The 19,009-nt window shown below is 44.0% G+C and carries 15 protein-coding genes; 10 read left to right on the forward strand and 5 right to left on the reverse strand.

The annotated features are described in order from the left end of the window. Window positions 1-226 precede the first annotated feature (226 nt). Window positions 227-1,687 carry an ATP-binding protein gene (locus QUB12_RS07520; RefSeq protein WP_333144285.1) on the reverse strand — a complete coding sequence of 487 codons (1,461 nt, stop codon included), beginning with the start codon at window positions 1,685-1,687 and terminating at the stop codon, window positions 227-229. A 317-nt stretch (window positions 1,688-2,004) separates the two neighbouring features. Then, window positions 2,005-2,139, reverse strand: coding sequence for a hypothetical protein (locus QUB12_RS07525; RefSeq protein ID WP_333144286.1), 135 nt, complete (start codon window positions 2,137-2,139; stop codon window positions 2,005-2,007). A gap of 644 nt (window positions 2,140-2,783) precedes the next feature. Between QUB12_RS07525 and QUB12_RS07530 the strand changes: the two genes are divergently transcribed. From QUB12_RS07530 to QUB12_RS07565, 8 genes are all read left to right on the forward strand, one after another. Next, a complete protein-coding gene (locus QUB12_RS07530; protein WP_333306237.1) occupies window positions 2,784-3,863 on the forward strand; it encodes a permease in 1,080 nt (359 codons plus the stop codon). A 160-nt stretch (window positions 3,864-4,023) separates the two neighbouring features. Next, window positions 4,024-4,812, forward strand: a complete 789-nt coding sequence (locus QUB12_RS07535; RefSeq protein WP_333306239.1) for a TIGR03943 family putative permease subunit — start codon at window positions 4,024-4,026, stop codon at window positions 4,810-4,812. Window positions 4,813-4,997: 185 nt separating this feature from the next. Then, window positions 4,998-6,374 (forward strand): oligosaccharide flippase family protein, encoded by a 1,377-nt coding sequence (locus QUB12_RS07540; RefSeq protein ID WP_333144289.1) that lies wholly within the window; start codon window positions 4,998-5,000, stop codon window positions 6,372-6,374. A 234-nt stretch (window positions 6,375-6,608) separates the two neighbouring features. Then, entirely contained in the window at window positions 6,609-8,174 is a 1,566-nt protein-coding gene (locus tag QUB12_RS07545) for a hypothetical protein (RefSeq protein WP_333306242.1), read from the forward strand. A gap of 89 nt (window positions 8,175-8,263) precedes the next feature. Then, the gene (locus QUB12_RS07550) at window positions 8,264-8,830 is read left to right on the forward strand and encodes a hypothetical protein (RefSeq protein WP_333284312.1); all 567 of its coding nucleotides are present in this window, start codon (window positions 8,264-8,266) and stop codon (window positions 8,828-8,830) included. Window positions 8,831-8,896: 66 nt separating this feature from the next. Next, a complete protein-coding gene (locus QUB12_RS07555; RefSeq protein WP_333306244.1) occupies window positions 8,897-9,067 on the forward strand; it encodes a hypothetical protein in 171 nt (56 codons plus the stop codon). Between the two features lie 908 nt (window positions 9,068-9,975). Next, the gene (locus QUB12_RS07560; protein ID WP_333306246.1) at window positions 9,976-11,331 is read left to right on the forward strand and encodes an ATP-binding protein; all 1,356 of its coding nucleotides are present in this window, start codon (window positions 9,976-9,978) and stop codon (window positions 11,329-11,331) included. A gap of 713 nt (window positions 11,332-12,044) precedes the next feature. Beyond that, a complete protein-coding gene (locus QUB12_RS07565; RefSeq protein WP_333306272.1) occupies window positions 12,045-13,421 on the forward strand; it encodes an ATP-binding protein in 1,377 nt (458 codons plus the stop codon). A gap of 80 nt (window positions 13,422-13,501) precedes the next feature. Here the strand turns inward: QUB12_RS07565 and QUB12_RS07570 are convergent, their stop codons facing one another. Further along, window positions 13,502-14,302, reverse strand: coding sequence for an ion transporter (locus QUB12_RS07570; protein WP_333306248.1), 801 nt, complete (start codon window positions 14,300-14,302; stop codon window positions 13,502-13,504). Window positions 14,303-14,327: 25 nt separating this feature from the next. Here QUB12_RS07570 and QUB12_RS07575 point away from each other — a divergent pair, with 25 nt between their 5' ends. Next, window positions 14,328-16,295: a pentapeptide repeat-containing protein gene (locus QUB12_RS07575; protein WP_333306249.1), complete on the forward strand. Its 1,968-nt coding sequence runs from the start codon at window positions 14,328-14,330 to the stop codon at window positions 16,293-16,295. Window positions 16,296-16,578: 283 nt separating this feature from the next. Next, window positions 16,579-17,100 carry a hypothetical protein gene (locus QUB12_RS07580; protein WP_333144296.1) on the forward strand — a complete coding sequence of 174 codons (522 nt, stop codon included), beginning with the start codon at window positions 16,579-16,581 and terminating at the stop codon, window positions 17,098-17,100. A 60-nt stretch (window positions 17,101-17,160) separates the two neighbouring features. Here the strand turns inward: QUB12_RS07580 and QUB12_RS07585 are convergent, their stop codons facing one another. Together QUB12_RS07585 and QUB12_RS07590 are read right to left on the reverse strand one after the other, a co-directional pair. Further along, on the reverse strand, window positions 17,161-17,781 hold the full coding sequence (locus tag QUB12_RS07585; RefSeq protein ID WP_333306251.1) for a DUF4276 family protein: 621 nt from the start codon (window positions 17,779-17,781) through the stop codon (window positions 17,161-17,163). Then, window positions 17,775-18,974, reverse strand: a complete 1,200-nt coding sequence (locus tag QUB12_RS07590) for an AAA family ATPase (protein WP_333306253.1) — start codon at window positions 18,972-18,974, stop codon at window positions 17,775-17,777. Before QUB12_RS07590 ends, QUB12_RS07585 begins: the two co-directional genes overlap by 7 nt. Between the last annotated feature and the right edge of the window lie 35 nt (window positions 18,975-19,009).

A 19,009-nucleotide genomic window follows, 5' to 3' on the forward strand; every position in this document is an offset into this window, starting at 1 on the left:
CATTAGTCATTAGTCAGTAGTCATTAGTCATTAGTCATTAGTCAACAGTCAACAGTCAACAATCACCGATGGTGCAACCGGAATTGATATAATTCATCTGCGTTAATCGGTGTTAATCTGCCTGTATCTGCGGTTAAAAAAAGAGAATGTATTAACCGCAGATGACAAGGGATTGAGGCAGATTCACGCAGATAAAGAGAAGAGAGATGTGATATGACTTATTGCTTCAAATCAATGGCAACAAAATTTCAAATTCAGTACCGGTACCGGGCGTTGAATGCAAATTCAACTTGCCTTTATGCTTTTCCGTAACAATTTGATGGGTAATTGCCAACCCCAAACCGGTACCTTTCCCCGCCGGTTTAGTGGTGAAAAATGTCTCAAAAATCCGCCGCTGAATTTCTGGCGGTATTCCCGGCCCGTTATCGGCAATTCGGATGGCTATCCAAGCGTTATTTTGATTTTTTTCCGCTGCTTCTAGGCTGAAGTCGCCGTTTTGGCTGGCGGATGATAGCTGTTTGGCATTTTGTCGTAGCTTGCGGGGCGGGACGCCATCGCCCATAACATAATTTTGAAGTAATTCCGAATTCACGCAGTCTCCGTCAGAACTCTCTATTACCTCGGTTTCAATAGTAATCGCCGGCATAAAATCTTTTTCTGCTTTTGCCTCTTCCAAAGCGTCGATCGCATTGCTGATGATATTCATAAATACCTGGCTCAACTGACCAGAGTAACACTTGACTAAAGGCAAATCACCATAGTTTTTAACTACATTAAACCCGTACTTCAGACGGTTTTTCATAATTAGCAGCGTACTGTCAATACATTCGTGGATGTTAGCTTGCTTCAAGTGGGTTTCGTCCATGTGAGAAAAGGTGTGCAGGCTGGTGACGAGTTCGGTCAGCCTCTGCGATGAAACTTTCATACTTTTGAGAATTTCCACCCAATCTTCTTGCAAGAAATCAAATTCTATGTGTTTTTTGAGTTCGCCAATTTTTTCGCTGTCACCCACAATGTCTTCGTAAGCAGACAGCAAATCCATGATGTCTTTCGAGTAGTTGGACAAAAAGCCGAGATTTCCGCTGATGCAGGTGACGGGATTTCTAATTTCGTGGGCGACTCCAGCTACCATCTGTCCCAAACTTGCTAGTTTTTCTGTTTGAATTAGTTGAGATTGAGTTTGCTGCCTCAGCAATTTTGTTGCTAGTTCATGAATGTTGGATTGGGCTACTAGCAGTTCGTGCACGTCTAGCAAACTATAAGTTTGAGGCGAAACTTGAACCACAATCGGTTCGTAAAGCAGTTCTTTAGATCGCAACAGCGACTTCCTCGCTGCATCCACAATTAAAGTATTGCTGGGAAAAATTAAACTCTCAGTTTCGGCAAAGCGGTACAAAGCCCTCACAGGTCGCTTTAAAAATAATTCTCGCCCAAAAGGACGGCTGATAAATTCTAAAAATCTCCGCCGGGAAATCATACCGGCAAATTCACCTTGATGGGTGACAATGACTCCCGGTAACAGCGGATTAGCTTCTAACATCTGGGAAATTCGCATTCCCCAATCCGTAGCTTCTACCTGAAAATCGTAAAGCGACAATTGTTGGAGAGTAGAGTCTAAACAAAGTTCTCCTAGGTCAGCCTCGGAGATGGGTTGGACGGGTCTTTCTACGCAGGAGGTATTCAACATAAATTTATCAGCACGCTTTTTTGGGTTCTATTTGCCAGCGACATTCAGCTACCAAAGGTCAACAGGTGACTTGTTGAGTGTTTTGACCGGCATCCCCCTGGCAAACTGCATTTTAAATTACACAAAAAACTGACTGTAGCAAGGAAAATTTTACCACTTAAAGTATTAGGCAAGATTGAGGATCACCGAGATAAATGCGCCCTGGTAATTATACCTGACTTTATTTTATACTGACTTGAGCGGTATTAACGCTTGGTTTAACTATTTAACTATTCATTAACCTTAAGTTATCGTCTTAACCTTTTGTTAATAAATTATTAGGCTGAGAAATATAATTGATTGATAATAGAAGAAAATCGGAATTGCCCGATCGCCAACACGATGTAGCCCGTCAGCAGACAAGTTAAAAGCACAAAGCTAGGGCGATCGCGTCCCTGAGTTTTAGCTTGCAATCGCGATGGCGGGACGCCTTGCAAGCTAGGGCATTTGAGGCGATTTCATCCCATCTCCCCGATCCGGTACTCGCAACCCCCCGTAACGGCCAGCCAGCGGCACACCTGCCAGTGCGTCCCCTATAGGTTTGTCGTGAAAACTAAAGTCATCGCTACAAAGCAATTTTATAGCGATCGTTATATAAAAGAGTTATCCTCGCCCGCAATCTGCCAAATCTGCCTTAGCAGTTGTTCTACAATCAACCATTGTTAACCGAAAGATCCATCAAATCGGCGACGGTTGGCAGAGTCAATCGATTTTAGATTTTAGATTTTAGATTTTAGATTTTAGATTTTAGATTTTAGAATTGAAGCATTGACCCCAGGGATAAATTCGGGGGCTTGTATCCTGGATAATTTCGGTCAATTATTGATTGGCTGTACGAGGCGGATATGAATAGAAATTCATTCAAATTAAAACAAGTTTAACCATTCCCAATCATTCAAGGCATCAGCATTGATTAAAATATAATATCTACAAAATCCAGCAAAAAAAAGGCAAAAATAATTAACGGGATCTTAACTTAGTGCTATGCTTTGGTATGATATACAAGCAGTTCTACCAAAGACGTATAGCTAAATAGCAATCTACCAGTAGGTGATCGATGCAACCCGCCCTGACGAATCAGTTAAATAATGCTTTCACCCTGTTTCTCAGCTTGTTAGTAGAGGCAATACCTTTTCTGCTGCTGGGAGTTTTATTCTCAGGTTTGCTGCTGGGCTTTGTAGACGAACGCAAACTCGTATCGCGCATCCCATCAAACCCGCTGCTGGCGGCTTTGATGGGCAGTTCGATCGGCTTTTTGTTTCCCGTGTGCGAGTGCGGTAACGTGCCCGTAGCCCGCAGGTTACTGATGCAGGGAGTTCCCGCACCAGCGGCGATCGGCTTTTTGCTGGCGGCCCCCACCATCAACCCCGTGGTAATTTGGGCGACTTGGACGGCATTTCGCGATCAGCCAGAAATTGTAGTTTTGCGGGTGGTATTTTCTCTGTTTATAGCCACAATTATCGGCTGGGTGTTCAGCGCCCAAAAAGACTTGCGGCCTCTGCTGCAACCTTCTGTAGCCCGCGCAATCCCCTTGCCAAAACCAGAGTTTTCCGAAAAAGAACTCGTCGAAGCTAACACTCCGCTGCTGTTGCAGTCGGGAACATTTATGCTCGGTCAGCCGGGGGGGGTGGTGCCGATCGAATCTTTGCTACAAGACGACTGGAAGCCATTACAAACAGGCAAAACAGAAAAAACCTCGAAACGTCCCTCCATGTTCCACCGCGTTTCTAAAGAGCGTTTGCGCCTGCTCTTAGATACTATGGTACAGGAGTTGCGCGAATTGGGAGGAGTGTTGGTAATCGGAAGTGCGATCGCAGCCATCATTCAAGTTGGCGCACCCCGCGAACTAATTCTCAACCTCGGCCAAGGCCCCGTTTCCTCGATTCTAGCCATGCTGCTATTAGCCACAGTCGTATCGATTTGTTCTACAGTAGATGCCTTTTTTGCCCTGTCTTTTGCTTCCACATTTACCAGCGGTTCGCTGTTAGCCTTTCTCGTTTTCGGCCCGATGATTGACCTCAAAGGCATCGGTTTAATGTTGTCAATTTTTAAAGGTCGAGCAGTAGTTTACTTAATTGTCTTGGCCGCTCAGTTAACCTTTTTAATGACCCTTGCTGTCAACTTGCATTTAGGTTAATAATAAATTGAACCGGACTGACAACTAACGATAGATTCCCAATGACTAATGACTAATGACCAATGACTAATAACTAATGCCCAATGACTAATAACTAATGACCAATGACTAATGACTAATAACTAATGACTAATGACCAATGACCAATGACTAATAACTAATGAATCTTAAAAAAATTAGCCCCTGGCTGGACGCCCTAGCTATCTTAGCCTGGGGAATACTGCTTCTTAAATATTGGATCACCGGCAAATTAAGCATTCTCATTCACCCCAATTACTTTGGCTTGACTCTAGCGGGAGGAATCGGCTTAATGGTTATTGGCGGTTTAAAAGCTTGGGAACTCTTAAAACTCGATCGCACCACAAAGCAATCGCGGACATCACCAGCAAATAACTCTCTCAGAATTACAGAAGTTGAACACGTTACTTTGTTTCCCCCCAGTATCGGCAGCACCTTAATGTTGAGCGTCGCATTAATAGGTTTACTAACAACGCCACGCACATTTACCAGCCAGACAGCATTAGAACGAGGCCTCACCGAATCCCTGCCCATCACCAGACTGCAACCCCAAGAATTTCGCAATAATACAAAACCAGAAAAGCGATCGCTCGTCGAATGGGTGCGGCTGTTAAATTTCAACCCCGAACCGGATATATACAGAGGTCAAAAAGTCAAAGTTCAAGGATTTGTAATTCATCCCCCCAACATAGCAGAACAATATATGTGGATCGGGCGTTTTATCATTACCTGCTGCGCGGCCGACGCCTATCCGATCGGGTTGCCGGTAAAATTACTGATCGGTCAAAGCCGCACCACCTTTGCCCCAGACAGTTGGCTAGAAATAGAAGGAGAAACGATCGTAGAAGAACTGCAAGGCAAGCGCAAATTAATCATTCAAGCATCCTCCCTCAAACCAATTCCTGAGCCCAAAAACCCTTATGATTATTAGATGTGGAGTAAGTATGAGATTAAATTTTACCTTTATTGTGGTGAGATGGACACCCCAGACCCGTCCTCCCTATGCAAATTAAGACAAGGTACAGTCAGCTATAAAAGTGGCAACACCATCCTGTAGGAGTTGCCAAAAACAAATTCAGCAACTACACTCGTCATTAGTAAATAAATTCTGAGTATATGTCATCAGGAAAAAAATTAGCAATCAAAGGTGCAGCCTGGACGATCGTCAGCTATGGAAGCAGTCAAATTATCCGATTTGGCAGCAACCTAATCCTGACGCGTCTGCTTTTGCCCGAACTATTTGGTCTGGTAGGTCTAGCCTACGTTTTCATCGTAGGGATCAACTTATTTTCAGACATAGGTCTAGGCCCAAGCATCATCCAAAATAAGCGCGGGGAAGATCCTCAATTTCTCAATACCGTTTGGACACTGCAAGTCATTCGCAGCTTTTTCGTTTGGATTTGTTTGATTATAATTACCAAGCCTGTTGCTATTTTTTATGGAGATGACCGTCTCCTGTGGTTGATTCCAGTAATAGGTATAACTTGCGTGATAGGAGGGTTCAACTCGACTGCTACATCCAGCCTCAACCGGCAGATGGCAGTCAAGAGAGTAGTATTTTTTGAGTTGGGCCTACAGATCGCTTCTACTACAGCGATGCTTGTCTGGGCCTGGTTTGATCGCAGCATCTGGGCGATCCTCGCCGGGGTCTTTACTAATAGTTTGGTCGAGTTAGTATGGAGCCATTTTTTAATTCCTGGCAAGTCAAACCGTTTTGCTTGGGATAAAGAAGCAGCTAAAGAAGTATTTTCTTATGGTAAATGGATATTTTTGTCTACGGCTTTGTCTTTCTTGTGTTCTCAAGCCGATAGACTCATCCTCGGTAAAATATTTACTTTAACAATGTTGGGCATTTACGGCATCGCTTTTACTCTCGGCGATATGCCGCGCCAAGTAATCCTCGCCCTTAGCGGCAAGGTGATTTTTCCCTCAATTTCTCTGCTAGCAGAGTTGCCACGGGAGGAGTTGCGCGCCAAGATACTGAAAAACCGCAAGCTACTTCTAATACCGTTAGCGGTAGGTTTAGCAATTTTTGTGAGCTTCGGAGATCAGTTAATTTTAATACTGTATCGGAAAGAGTATGCGGCGGCATCTTGGATGATGCCTATCTTGGCTTTAGGTATCTGGCACACCACACTCTACAATATGATGGGTTCTTGTCTGTTAGCCGTAGGAAAGTCTCAGTACCAAGCTATGGGCAATCTGCTGACTTTAGTGAATCTATGTATAAGTATACCGCTGGGATATCACTTAAAAGGTAATTTAGGTGCGGTGATTGCTATAGCTCTCGGCGACCTTCCTACCTATGCAGTAACTAACTACGGTTTGTGGCGAGAAGGACTAACTTGTTTTTGGCAGGATATTCAATTAACAGCACTGTTTGTAGGGGTGCTAGCTATTCTAATTTGGTGTAGAGTGGCTTTTGGTTTGGATCTGCCGATCGATAAAATATCACCGATGGATTTAATCCCAATCAATCCGCTGTTTCAGTAAACAAACCTGTTGAAAGTGCCGCGTGTCCAACCTAGTTAATATCTTAAGTTGCATTCAGTCCTGGAGGCACCACAAGTTTCAAAAACTAGGTTTGTTACGGAAAATAACTCGTTGCAGCAATTTACTGTGGTAAAAAAATGGCTTTTTGAGTGTTAGGAATGGGACCATAAGTGTAAAATTTAACAGGTAAAATTGGGCAGTTAATTTTCAGCAGAAAGTAGGAGAGAAAGATTGGTGAGTATTTTTAAGAAAAAAATTAATCCTTCACCCTTCGCTATTGGGCCATTCAAACAGCCGATCGACCGCACGGCCATCTTCCTCATGCTAGTGCTGAGCGTCTTAATAGGGCTGCTGCTGCTTAGCGGCGATCGCACGGCACCCAGAGTGCGAGAATTTACCTGGGAAAACAAACAAATCGGCGCCGAAGATACCGGCTTTATCCTCACATTCTTTCGCCCGATGAACCAGTCCACCGTCGAGGAAAACTTAAAGCTAGAACCCCCCCTCCCCGGTAAATTTAGTTGGGCTGGAAAGCGCATGGCTTACACCCTCAAAGATCCAGCACCCTACGGCGTTACCTACACATTAAAACTCGCTGGAGCAACCGACAAGTATTTCGGAGAAAAAAACCAAAATAAAGGAACGCTAATGCAACCGTTTAGCAGTTCCTTTCGCAGCCGCGATCGAGCTTTTGCTTACATCGGCGTCCAAGGCGAAACAGAAAGCAGATTAATGCTAGTCAATCTCACCAGCAGCGACTCGAAACCGATACCGCTGACTCCCAAAGATTTAGTCGTTACCGATTTTAAACCGTATCCTGAGAGCGATCGCATTTTATTCTCCGCCACAGATCGATCGATCGCCCGTACTCGCGGCACCCTAAATCAAGAACTATTCACAGTCACCACCGGCCTTAACCCCCAATCGGGATCAGGAAATCAACAAAAATACCCAGCCGGTAGAATCGACAAAATCTTAGACTCCAAAGATTACCAAAACCTCAAATTCGACCTCTCAGCCGACGGAAAAATCATAGTTGTCCAGCGCGTCAACCGCCGCAATCCCGGCGATTTCAGTCCTTGGATTGTGGAAGAAAAAGTGCCGCCCCGACGCTTGGAAAATGAACAAGGCGGAGATTTTATGATTCGCCCCGACAGCAAATCGATGGTAATATCTCAAAAACAAGGATTAGCGATCGTCCCCCTCAAACCGGAAGCAGACCCAGTAGAATTTTTGCCAAAATACGAACAAGTATTGGGCATGGCCCGCGACAACTCCGCCGCCGCCTATGTTAAATACAACAGCGACTTTACTCGATCGCTTTTCATCTTAGATAACCAAGGTGTAGAACAAGAAATATTGCGTATTCCCGGCAGCATTATGGCCGTTTATTTCGACCCCCGCAAAAACCAAAACAACCAAGTTCAGCGTCTCTACTGTTTGTTAGCCCAACGCCTCAAAACAGAAAGCTACAAAGAACAGCCTTTCATCGCCACCATCGACCTCAAAAAAGAGGGTACTCGTTTGGTAGGAACCATCAAACCGCTGCTGATTTTGCCCAACCAATTAGATACCCAAATCAGTTTATCTCCCGACGGGCTGGCATTAATTTTCGACCAATCAGTCACAGCAGCAACTCCCTCAGCAGCAGACAGTCCCCGCAACGATAGTGGACAGTCGATCGCCACCAGCCGCCTCTGGCTGCTACCCTTAGTAGAAATACCTGCAGACGGTTCTCCCGCCAAAGTACAGCCAGAAGAACTTCCCTTTGCCGGCTATCACCCCCGCTGGCTACCATAAACCAATTTGAGATTTGAGATCGCACTGCTGACTAATCACTGGTGACTAATCTAAAATCTAAAATCTAAAATCTAAAATCTAAAATCATTATGACTCCCGAAGAAATTAGCAATACCCTTAAAGACTTATTTGGTGACACTGTTGAGATGCCTGCTGCCACTTCTTGGCAAGTAGAAACCCCCAATTTTCGCCTGTTAGTCCTCCTTTCAGAAGACGGGAGTTGGCTGCGGATTTTGCTGCCGATCGCCGATGCCCAGGAAGCTCAACCATTTCTTGATAAACTGCTAGAAGCTAACTTTGACACCACCCTCGAAACTCGCTACGCCTTACATCAAAACGTTTTGTGGGGAGTATTTCAGCACAGTTGTGCCACACTCGCGGCTGCCGATTTCTCAGCCGCCGTCGCCAGACTGCTGGCTTTGCAAGAGAGAGGTTTGTCTGACTTTTTCGACGGTTTGATAGAAAACCGCATCCGTCAAATCATCAAAGCTGCGAAGATGCAGGGACAGTCTGTCGAAACTACCCTTCAGACTTTAGACCGTTTCTACGCAGAGGGATTGATGGGTGAAATGGAACTAGGGCGAGAGTCTCGCGAAAATACTCTCGCCGCTTGGCGGTATCAGCTAGAACGCCTCTGGCCGGAGGTGGAACCCTAAGACGATTGCAGATTGCAGATTGCAGATTGCAGATTGCAAAAAACTGATGACTATTGAGGTTCGGAAGTGGGAGCATCTCACCTTTGCAGCCCTCCGCTAGAAATTGGAGTTTTGAGGCAGGAGGCAGAAGGAAAGAGGAAGAAGGAAAGAGGCAGGAGGCAGGAGGCAGAAGGAAAGAGGAAGAAGGAAGGAGCCAGAAGAAGGAAGGAGCCAGAAGAAGTGTTTTTACAAATATGAGATGCTCCCTCGGAAGTTGCCTAAAGTTGGATTTCTTTTGAGTGGTAGAGGAACTGTGGCCGACGGTTAGGATGTTCTTAATTCCACAAACCCTTGGGGAACATTGCTTCTTCCTTCTCTCCTAGATAACTAAAGCCTTCCATCCGTTACATTCGGTTACATCTCACATCTTGCAGCAATATCAATAAGAGGATTTTTCGTGGGGTCGGGCGGGTTTATAGAACCTATTTACAAGCTTTAAGGCTGTTGGCGAACCCGCCCCTACGGCTAATTGAGAATGGTGCAAGATATCAGTTACATCTCACATCTTGCACCATTATCGCTTAACAGGCTTTCGGGCCTGTTCCACAAAGAGTGAATTTTCTTGTGGAACAGGCCCGAAAGCGTGTTCATAAAAAGCTTGTTGAGAATGGTGCAACATCTCAGTTACATCCGAAGAAAGCGAATCTGTTGCCGAACTTCCTTTGGGCTGGGCCCTAGTCTTGACAATTGGAGCCTGCAAGCCCCTTGGACAATGGCTAATCCGGGCCCTCGAACCATCACAGGATGCCCGTATATTCACTGATAACCCGCGAGATGTTCTGCAATTCCCTTTTATCACTGGAAAAATGGTATAATTTATCACAATAATTAGTTATAAATATTAAAAATTTTCGGAAAACAGGCGATCGCAGGTATATCATGGTAAAAAGTTTAAAGTGCCTACTCCGTAAGTTACACAAAAGCTTAGATCGTTTAATATTGACTTAGAAACAAAATCTTTAGCAGACAATGCTACTGCGATCGGGTTTTCCCATCGGGTGCTCTTGTAATTTGACAAATTAGCAACTACCGCTACCAATTACCAGTTACGAATTAATAGCAACTTAAGTTGTCCATTAATACAATATTTAACAGGGGTTTCATCTATGTTTGCTGTGCGTGAGACTAGCTCGGAGTTATCAGTGTTGCATATACCTGAATTTTGTACTTGGAACATCTCCTTAGAATCAACTCTCCTAGACCTGCCCCTCTCCAACTGCCAAATTGAAATAACTCAACAGGCAAAAGAAGTAGCCCAGGCTTTTGAAGAAAATTCCATGCTTCCCGGCGTCATTTTGACAGATGGGGGGAATTTTGTCGGCATAATATCCAGGCGTCTATTTTTTGAAAAAGTTAACTGCCGCTACGGAGTAGAAATGTTTTTCAAGCGACCAATAGAGGTGCTGTACAAGTTTGCCAGGCCAGAGGAACTCGTACTTCCCGCCAGTAAATTAATAGTAGAAGCAGCCCAGGAATGTCTTTACAGATCAGCCGAATTAATTTACGAACCGGTAGTAGTGGAAATAGCCCCCCAGACCTACAAGCTGTTAGACGTACACCAATTAATGGTCGCTCAATCAAGAATTCACCAATTAACAAATAAATTACTCCACAAACAAACCCAAGCCAAACTCATCCAAACAGAAAAAATGGCGAGTTTGGGGAGGATTGTAGCAGAAGTAGCCCACGAAATCAGAAATCCGCTGAACTGTATTTGGGGAAATTTAACTTTTCTGCTGTCATATTTTGAAAACTTGCTTCAGCTAATGTCGGTTTATGAAGAAGAATATTCGACACCGTGTCCCCGAATTGAGACCCTTAAAAAAGAAATTGAATTTGAGTTTTTACAAGAAGATTTGCCGATAACCTTAGAAGGGATGGAGTTGGGAGCCTCGCAATTGCTAAAAATAGTTAACGGGCTGCACCACTTCTCTCACATGGACGAGACAAAACCAGCCCAGACAGACCTTCACGAATGCGTGGAGATGACGCTGTTAATTTTGAAAAACCGCTTTAAAAACAGCATAGAAGTGGTTAAGAATTACGGCGAACTGCCGCTAGTTAGTGGCTACTCCGGACAGTTGAGTCAGGTGTTTTTGAATTTGTTAGTTAATGCTCTAGACGCCCTGACAGAGTACGCAGCCGATCGAGAAACACACACCCCGTGCCGGGACAACTGGCAGCCCCAAATCGAAATTACCACTAAAGTTATAGAAACCGAACACGGCAAGCGGGTGGCAATTTGCATTGCCGATAACGGGCCCGGCATTCCCCCAGAAAATCACCAGCAGATATTTGACACCTTTTTTACCACTAAACCAGCAGGCAAAGGCACCGGTATGGGGCTGGCTATCTGCAATCAAATCGTCACAGAAAAGCACGGTGGCGAACTGAGAATGCGATCGCAACCAGGTAAGAACACTGAATTTGAAATTCTCCTGCCTCTAGTTGGCACAACATGATTAACTCAAGAATATTCTCGGTTGTTCGCTCAGAAAAGTGAAGTGATAGGCTAGCTTAGTAGTAGGTTCTCAATTCACCGAAGAACGAGACGGAAGCCCCTGGCTTTAGACACGGGGAGGAAGTCGGCTTCGGTTTCAACCGCCTTCAATATTTCTTTATACAACTGATTGAAAGGTTGTTTGAGAATCAATAGTCCGGACAGTTTTTATAGGGCCCAATGGCTTATACTCGCTTGACTTCGCAGCCCCTGTGGATAATTAAATCAATGTCAGCTCCACGCCTGACTTACATTTAATTCGACTTTTTTAGGCTCCTTGCCCCGCGTAAGCTTGTAGTATCGTTCCAAAAACTGTCCGGAGTATTGTTAGAATTAGATTGTAAGTAAAACAACCATCTACGTGTTGAAACACTCTAGTATCGGAGAAATCCCGGCACAGTGAGCCACCACACTCCTTAAGGAGTAGTAAGCCTGTATAACTGACAAGTAATGGCAGAGTGTGAAGCGTACCTATCTGGCATTGTGATGGATTATGAAAGCAAACACAATTTAAAAGTAAGCGCAATTGCAATACCCTTTGTAGTGGTAGTTGTTTTGAGCGTATAGAGGTGCTTTGATAACGCCTTTGAGAGTTTTCGGATTCATTCAAGAATCCCCGTGGCTTCAGCCCTGGGGAGTATCAATTTCCCAGCGTTTCGGCAACTAAAAGTTCCAGTGGCAAATAAATTCAGTTCCAAACTCATTGGCCCTTCACTCTCCGAAGGCAGTCATCAAGACCTTTCCCTAGAGTCTACCCTCTGGGATTTGCCCCTGTATGAATTTCAGGTTAAATCGAGCTGCTTGGCCGTGGCAGTTGCCGAAATGTTTGAACAGCATCCCCTAGTGCCGGGAGTCGTCTTGATGGAAGCAGGAGAGTTTGCTGGCATGATATCTCGCAGGCAACTGCTGGAATATTTGCTCAAACCCCAAGGCCCTGAGCTATTTTTGCACCTGCCACTAAAAGTTCTCTACAGTTACGCTCGCGTCGAAATATTATTGGTTGCAGAGAGTACAACTATTTTGGCAGCAGCCCCACAAGCTCTGCGTCGATCGCCCGAATTGCAGGCAGAACCGATCGTCGTCCAAATAGACTCCCAATCTTACCGACTCTTAGACCCTAACGCACTCAACATCGCGTACTGGCAAATTCGTGGCATAGAAACTCAAGTGCGCTACGAAAGAGCCCAAACTCAAATGATTCAAAGCGAAAAAATGGCTAGTTTAGGCCGTTTAGTCAACGGAGTCGCCCACGAAATTTTAGATCCGGTAGGCTTTATCTGGGGGAATTTAACCTACGTCAGCGACTACAGCAAAAACTTGATGGAATTGCTCTCAGTTTACGACGCATACTGTACTGACCCACCGCCGGAAATAGCACGGCTCAAAGAAGAGATCGACTATGACTTTTTGCAAAGCGATTTTCTCCGAACTGTTGCCAGCATCAAATCAGGTGCAGAACGTTTGAGCAAGTTGGCAACCAGTTTGCAAAACTTCTGCCACATCGACGATATTTATCCGAAACCCACCGACTTGCACGCCAACATAGACAGCATACTTTTGCTGCTCAAAAGTCGTTTGACTAGGGAAATCCAAGTAGTGAAAAACTACGGCTACCTGCCACCAGTCCCATGCTATGCAGGACAGCTAAACCAAGTATTTATGAATATCTTAACCAATTCTATTCATACATTAATTAACGAAGCAGTCGGTCAAGAATTGGCGAAAGAGTTCAAAGGTGGAGGACCCAAAGACGCCGATCGCCAGCCTAAAATTGAAATCACAACTCAAGTCTGCTGTCCCGAACCGGCGCCGGATTTAGACAAACTTCATGTTCGCTGGGTTTCGATTTGCATATCAGATAACGGGCCTGGAATGTCACCTAGCAAGTACAAAAAAATCATAGAATCATTCTCTACGGAAAAACGCGCCCTCAAAGAAACCAGTTTAGCAGTTAGCTATCAAATAGTGACGGGCAAACACGGCGGTGCATTCAGAATGCGATCGGAGTTAGGCAGGGGCACTCAATTTGAAATTTTGTTACCCTTGGCTTAAAGAAGGAAAGCACTACACGGATTTTGACACGGATACACGGATGAATTATCTAGGGTGAGGCAGTAGTCAACAGTCAACAGTCAACCATTCTCTAATTGACTGCCGCACATTTTACAAAATCTAGCATTAGCATCGTGTACAGACCAACCGCAACCTTTACAAACAGCTTCTCCGTGATTAGCACTTTTAACTAATTGTTTAATCAAATCCCCCAATTGCCAAGGAATCAGAGCAATTCCCGTCAAAATCATCAAAATAGTCAGAAAACGACCGGATTCCGAAATCGGAGTAACATCCCCAAATCCCACCGTGGTCATCGTGACAACCGAGAAATAAACAGCATCCAAAAAAGTTCCAAAACTTTCGGGATTTGTCGGATGTTCGACTTGATAAATCAAACCAGAATAAACAAAAATTATTGCCAGCAAAGTAAACAAAATCCGAGCAAAAATCACCCCATCTTCGCTGCTGATGCGGAAAATAGAAATTTTCAATTCCAGAAAGCGGATGAGTCGGAGAATTCTAAACCAGCGAAAAATTCGGATAAAACTAACGTTGACAAATCCCAGTAAAAATGGTAAGATTGCCAGCAAATCAATAATTGAAAAAAAACTAAAAATAAATTTAACTCGATTTTCGGCACACCATAGTCGCAATAAATACTCAACTGCAAAAACGATTAAAAGGACGGTATCGAGAGTTTGCAAATTAATTCTAACAGATTCCGAAATCGGGTAAGTTTCGGCGATGAAGCTGGTCGAAGATAGGAGAATTAGTCCGGTAAGGGTTAAATTTACGGTTCTGCCAATTGGGGTTTCGATGTCTTCGAGATAAAATCCAATTTGCGATCGGGTTAACATAGATGAGATAATTAATACCATTTATGAGGTAAGGGAATTATCGCATATGAGTATCGAATTAACTAAGGGTGAAAGGTTCAATCTTTCTAAAGAAACTCCTGATTTCAGTAAAATTGCGATCGCCCTGGGGTGGCAAGTCAGCCAGACAGCACAAAACTGCGACATTGACGCATCTGTTTTTATGTTAGCGGCGGACGGTCGGATTCCTGATGAAAAGTATTTTGTATTTTACAACAATCTGACATCGCCGGACGGTGCGGTGCGACATTCGGGAGACAGCGCGACTGGGCAAATAGACGGAGATGATGAGACGGTTTATGTGGATTTGAGTAAAATCAATTCGGCTATTCAGGAAATTGTGTTTGTTGTGACTATTCACGAGGGGCAGGAAAAGAATCAAAGTTTTAGTCAAGTTACAAATGCTTTTATCCGGCTTTACAGCCAAGAAACTGTTAGCGAATTGGTTCGGTACAATTTAAATCAGATTTTTTCCCAAGAAACAGCTTTAGAATTTGGACGTTTGTATAAGAAGAATGGCGAATGGAGGTTTCAGGCGGTAGGACAGGGATATAATGCTGGGTTGCAAAGTTTTGTAGACAAGTATTATGTTGAGAATGCGGTTGAGAAAAGCTCGAATGCTGCTGAGAAGGTTGATGATGCTGAGGTTGTGAGGCGGTTTAGCGATCGCGTGGATCGGTTATTGCGCGAAGAGGCGATCGAGGAGACACCGATTCCAGTATCTAGCGAAGCGGTAGAACAGCCGATGGCTACTCCTGTAAATGCGGATACTGTGCAATCTCAGGAAGAGGAAAAAATAGATAATTCTGCACTAGAAAATCTGGAACCAGCGATCGGTGCTGAGGAATTTTTACAACGGTATAATCAGGGAGAACGAGATTTTACGGGAGTTAATCTAGCCGGAGTAAATCTGAGCGGCAAATCCCTGACCAAAGTTAACTGGAGTGGCGCTAATCTCAGCGGTGCAGAACTCGCTGGAGTAGACTTATCAGTCGCTAACCTGAGTGAGGCAAATTTATGTCATGCAAACCTTCACACAGCCAATCTCACCTCAGCCAACTTAGAGAAAGCAAAATTCATAAATGCAAATTTAAGTGAAGTAAATCTGCAATGCTCAAATCTAAGTGAAGCTAATTTGAGTGGGGTAAATCTCAGTAGTGTTCATTCCGTATCGGGGGCCAACTTCACCAGGGCAAACCTCAGTAAAGCAAACTTAACAGGGTTGAATTTGAGGGAATCAAAATTGATGAAGGCTGATTTGAGTAATGCAAACTTAAGTGATACTAACCTATTAATGGCAAACCTTGAAGGGGCAAACCTCGAAGGATCAAAACTTCAACAAGCTCTTTACAACGCACAGACTGTCTTCCCCAGAGGCTTTGACCCTGTTAAAGCAGGTGCTTGCTTAATTGCTCCTAATGTTTCACTGAAAGAAGCAAACCTAGCTCGTCGTAACTTGAGTTATGTCAACCTGAGTGAAGCTAACTTGAGTGGTGCAAATCTAACTAAGGCAAATTTGCAGGGTGCAAAACTCCTGCAAGCTAATTTGAATAAAACCAACTTAAGCGAAGCAAATTTGAGTAGTGCCAACTTAACGGCAGCAAACCTGATAGGAGCCAACCTGATGCAGGCAAATTTAGAGGGTGCTAACCTAACTGCGGCAGATTTGAGTGGAGCGAATCTGAAAAATGCAGAAACACGTTATGCAAATTTTAGTGGTGCTAATCTGAGCAAAGTTAATCTGGTTGGTGGAACTCTTCAACAATGTAATCTAAGCGGAGCAATATTAAGTGAAGGAAATCTGTGTGGGGCTAACCTTAGTTTTGGAAATTTTAGTGGAGCCGACTTAACTTCGGCAGACTTGCGCGGGGCAAAGTTGGATAATACAAACCTAGAAAAAGCCAACCTAAAGGGAGCGAATCTAAGTGGGGCGGTAAATCTGGAAAAGGCAAAACTCGCAGGTGCAATTATGCCAGATGGCACAATTCACGAATAAATTAATGTTTGTAGTAACCAATTGAGTCCTTAGAAATGGCAGGAGCAGGGCGTGTTTTCTTGACCCGGAGATCCCCCCTAGCCCCCCTTAACAAGGGGGGGACAAGAGCATTCTCAAAGTCAACCCCTACTCCCCTTCTTAAGGGGGATTTAGGGGGATCGAGACTTTGATAGAAGTGACATTTATTATGGCTTTCAGTCTTAAATTGATACCAAGAGTGGGGTGTGCATCGCTTTAGAAATAGATTATGATTAGTATTAAAGATCAAATACATAGATTTTCCATGAATGAATCTGACACGGAAATTATAGAATCTACCCTCAGATGGATGACCGAGTTTGTCGAGTTGCCGCATCCAGTTTTCAGCGATTTACCGATTTGTCCCTTCGCTAAAAAGGCACGCTTGGCAAATCAAATTTTATTCAAAATCGAGCGGTTTTCTGCACTGACTGAGTTCGATCGCGATTCTGCCATAATGAAATCCATTTATGAATTTTACAATTCGGAATTTGAAATAATGGTAGTAATTAATCCTGAAAAAACTGCAATTAGTGCGCCAGAAACTAAAGAATTGATAGACAAATTGAATAATCAGATTTCAGAGTTGGGCTTGCTGGCTTTTCACATCCATCCCGAAGAAGATTTTAATATTGACGGGCTTCATACTAGGAGGATGCCCTATCCGGGCTTCACTGTTCAAGTAAATTCTAAGCTGAAGCCAGCTTCCGATGCTTTAGAGAAAACTGAATATTACAAAAATTGGACTGCCGAACAACTGAAAAATTTCGGAATTCCGAGAAATTGACGATCGCCCACCCTCCCTTTCTCCCTGTCTTGCTTCGCGCCCTTGGCTACTTTCATCGCTTCAATCCTCCATGAGTTTGGTGAGAGTGGTAAAAATACGATCGCACTCTGAAGAAGCCTTGCGAACCTTGTCAACATCCAACATTTCTAACAGCTTGGAAGCGTGCTGTATCTTTTGATATTCGCCTTTCGATTTTGTGTCGCGGCTAGCTGCTTTCAGACTTGGTTCTAACAAATCCTTTTCAATCGTCTCTACATTAATATTTTTAGGAATCGCATTTTCTTTAAATCCCTGCCCGTAAAATCTTTTTAAAGTATCAATATCAGCTATCAACCAAGCTTCCATTGCTTGAACCATGAGATAGCAATGAGTCTCATCAACCCCAGGCGGCGAATCCCACTTATCCCTCGACTTCAAATGCTCCCAAGGCGGCTGCTTTACAGGGGCTTCTGAGTCAACTAAAAGGATGATAAAAGCATTTGGGTGATCTGCCAAAGCATTCTTGAAATCCCTGAAAGCATTATTCCGGGAACCGCAAACAGTGATATTCCACTTAATTTTATTGCTGCGGGCAACCTCCACAAGTTCTTTGAAAAAAAAGCTAAATCCTCCTCGAAGTAATTGCTTTGTATTCTTGCCATCGCCGCCGCCTTCGATGTAAATGCGAACCTCTTTTACCATCGGTTGCCCCCGATTTCTCCCATCCGCCAAAGGTCTCCCAAACTGTAATTCTCCAGCCATTTTTTCAGTCGTTCGGGATCGAGACGGCTCAGGTGACTTCCTCTATCATCCCGATCGCATATTAACACTGACTCAGGGCTCAGAGCCGACACTAAAGCATCGGAATGGGTTGTCACAATCAATTGTGTGCGCTGTGAGGCTTCGATCAACATTTCAGCAACAGCAGGCAGAATGTCGGGATGCAAGCCAATCTCCGGTTCTTCAATACAAATAAGTGGCGGGGGAGTTGGATCTAGAAGTAAAGCTATTAAGAATAAATAACGCAGCGTACCGTCTGATAAACGAGTTGCGGGAATTGGCTGAGTTAATCCTGTTTCGCGGATGAATATCTGGACAGTACCGCCATAAATCTTGATACTCAGTTCTTCGGCTGCATCGTAGAACAGTTGTAATTTTTCAATAATCAGCCTACTTCCTAATTGATACTGTAAGTTATTTAAAACCAGTCCTAAGTTGCCACCATCTTCTAGGAGGGGATGTTCTGGCAAGTCAGTTTGCTGAGCTTTTCTAAATACTGCATCTCTCCCTGTCTGCCAGTTACGATATAAACCAATGTCGGCAAATTTATTTCCCAGATATGAGAGTTCTGGATATTGTTCGGGATCTTTTCTTTGAGATAAGATAGATTGATCGGGAATGATATCTTCTCGTCGCAGATTCCGCAGCTTTCTTGTTTGTTGCTCGTTGTCCTCTATAACATTGATAACAGGGCGACCCCGATCGCTATAACGGTAATAGAAAAATGGCCCGCTTTCAGAACTATGGCGCGGTGCCATATCTTCTATAGCTTCGTCCACTACTTCAAGTCTCTGACCGACTGCGGTAAAACTAATTTGATAGCGCAGTGGCATCGTTCGTTCTGGGTAATCTAAAATAGCCTCAATTTTTGCTGTGGGAGTACCTTTTTCACCTTTCCACAGAAAATCGCTGATACCACCTCCTTGACGAATCGGAGCAAGTAAGTCGGTAGGTGTTGCCTTCAACACTCCCATCGCTTCAATTAAGTTAGATTTGCCGGATGCGTTAGTACCGATCAATACATTCAGGGGTTGCAGTTCAATTTTTTCCCCCTCACTTCCATAGGAAAGGAAGTTTTGCAGTTGCAGGGAGTGAATAAATCTCTTGCCTTCCACGTTGTCCTCCTATGCCAATTCTGCATTATTATACT

The sequence above is a fragment of the Microcoleus sp. B7-D4 genome (assembly GCF_036705125.1).
Taxonomy (GTDB): Bacteria; Cyanobacteriota; Cyanobacteriia; order Cyanobacteriales; family Microcoleaceae; genus Microcoleus.

What these genes read in the sequence shown, in the direction of transcription:
- QUB12_RS07520 (WP_333144285.1), bottom strand. Translation starts at nt 1,687, where the DNA reads ATGTTGAATACCTCCTGCGTAGAAAGACCCGTCCAACCCATCTCCGAG.
- QUB12_RS07530 (WP_333306237.1), top strand. Translation starts at nt 2,784, where the DNA reads ATGCAACCCGCCCTGACGAATCAGTTAAATAATGCTTTCACCCTGTTT.
- QUB12_RS07540 (WP_333144289.1), top strand. Translation starts at nt 4,998, where the DNA reads ATGTCATCAGGAAAAAAATTAGCAATCAAAGGTGCAGCCTGGACGATC.
- QUB12_RS07570 (WP_333306248.1), bottom strand. Translation starts at nt 14,302, where the DNA reads ATGGTATTAATTATCTCATCTATGTTAACCCGATCGCAAATTGGATTT.
- QUB12_RS07585 (WP_333306251.1), bottom strand. Translation starts at nt 17,781, where the DNA reads ATGGTAAAAGAGGTTCGCATTTACATCGAAGGCGGCGGCGATGGCAAG.
- QUB12_RS07550 (WP_333284312.1), top strand. Translation starts at nt 8,264, where the DNA reads ATGACTCCCGAAGAAATTAGCAATACCCTTAAAGACTTATTTGGTGAC.
- QUB12_RS07575 (WP_333306249.1), top strand. Translation starts at nt 14,328, where the DNA reads ATGAGTATCGAATTAACTAAGGGTGAAAGGTTCAATCTTTCTAAAGAA.
- QUB12_RS07580 (WP_333144296.1), top strand. Translation starts at nt 16,579, where the DNA reads ATGAATGAATCTGACACGGAAATTATAGAATCTACCCTCAGATGGATG.
- QUB12_RS07560 (WP_333306246.1), top strand. Translation starts at nt 9,976, where the DNA reads ATGTTTGCTGTGCGTGAGACTAGCTCGGAGTTATCAGTGTTGCATATA.
- QUB12_RS07535 (WP_333306239.1), top strand. Translation starts at nt 4,024, where the DNA reads ATGAATCTTAAAAAAATTAGCCCCTGGCTGGACGCCCTAGCTATCTTA.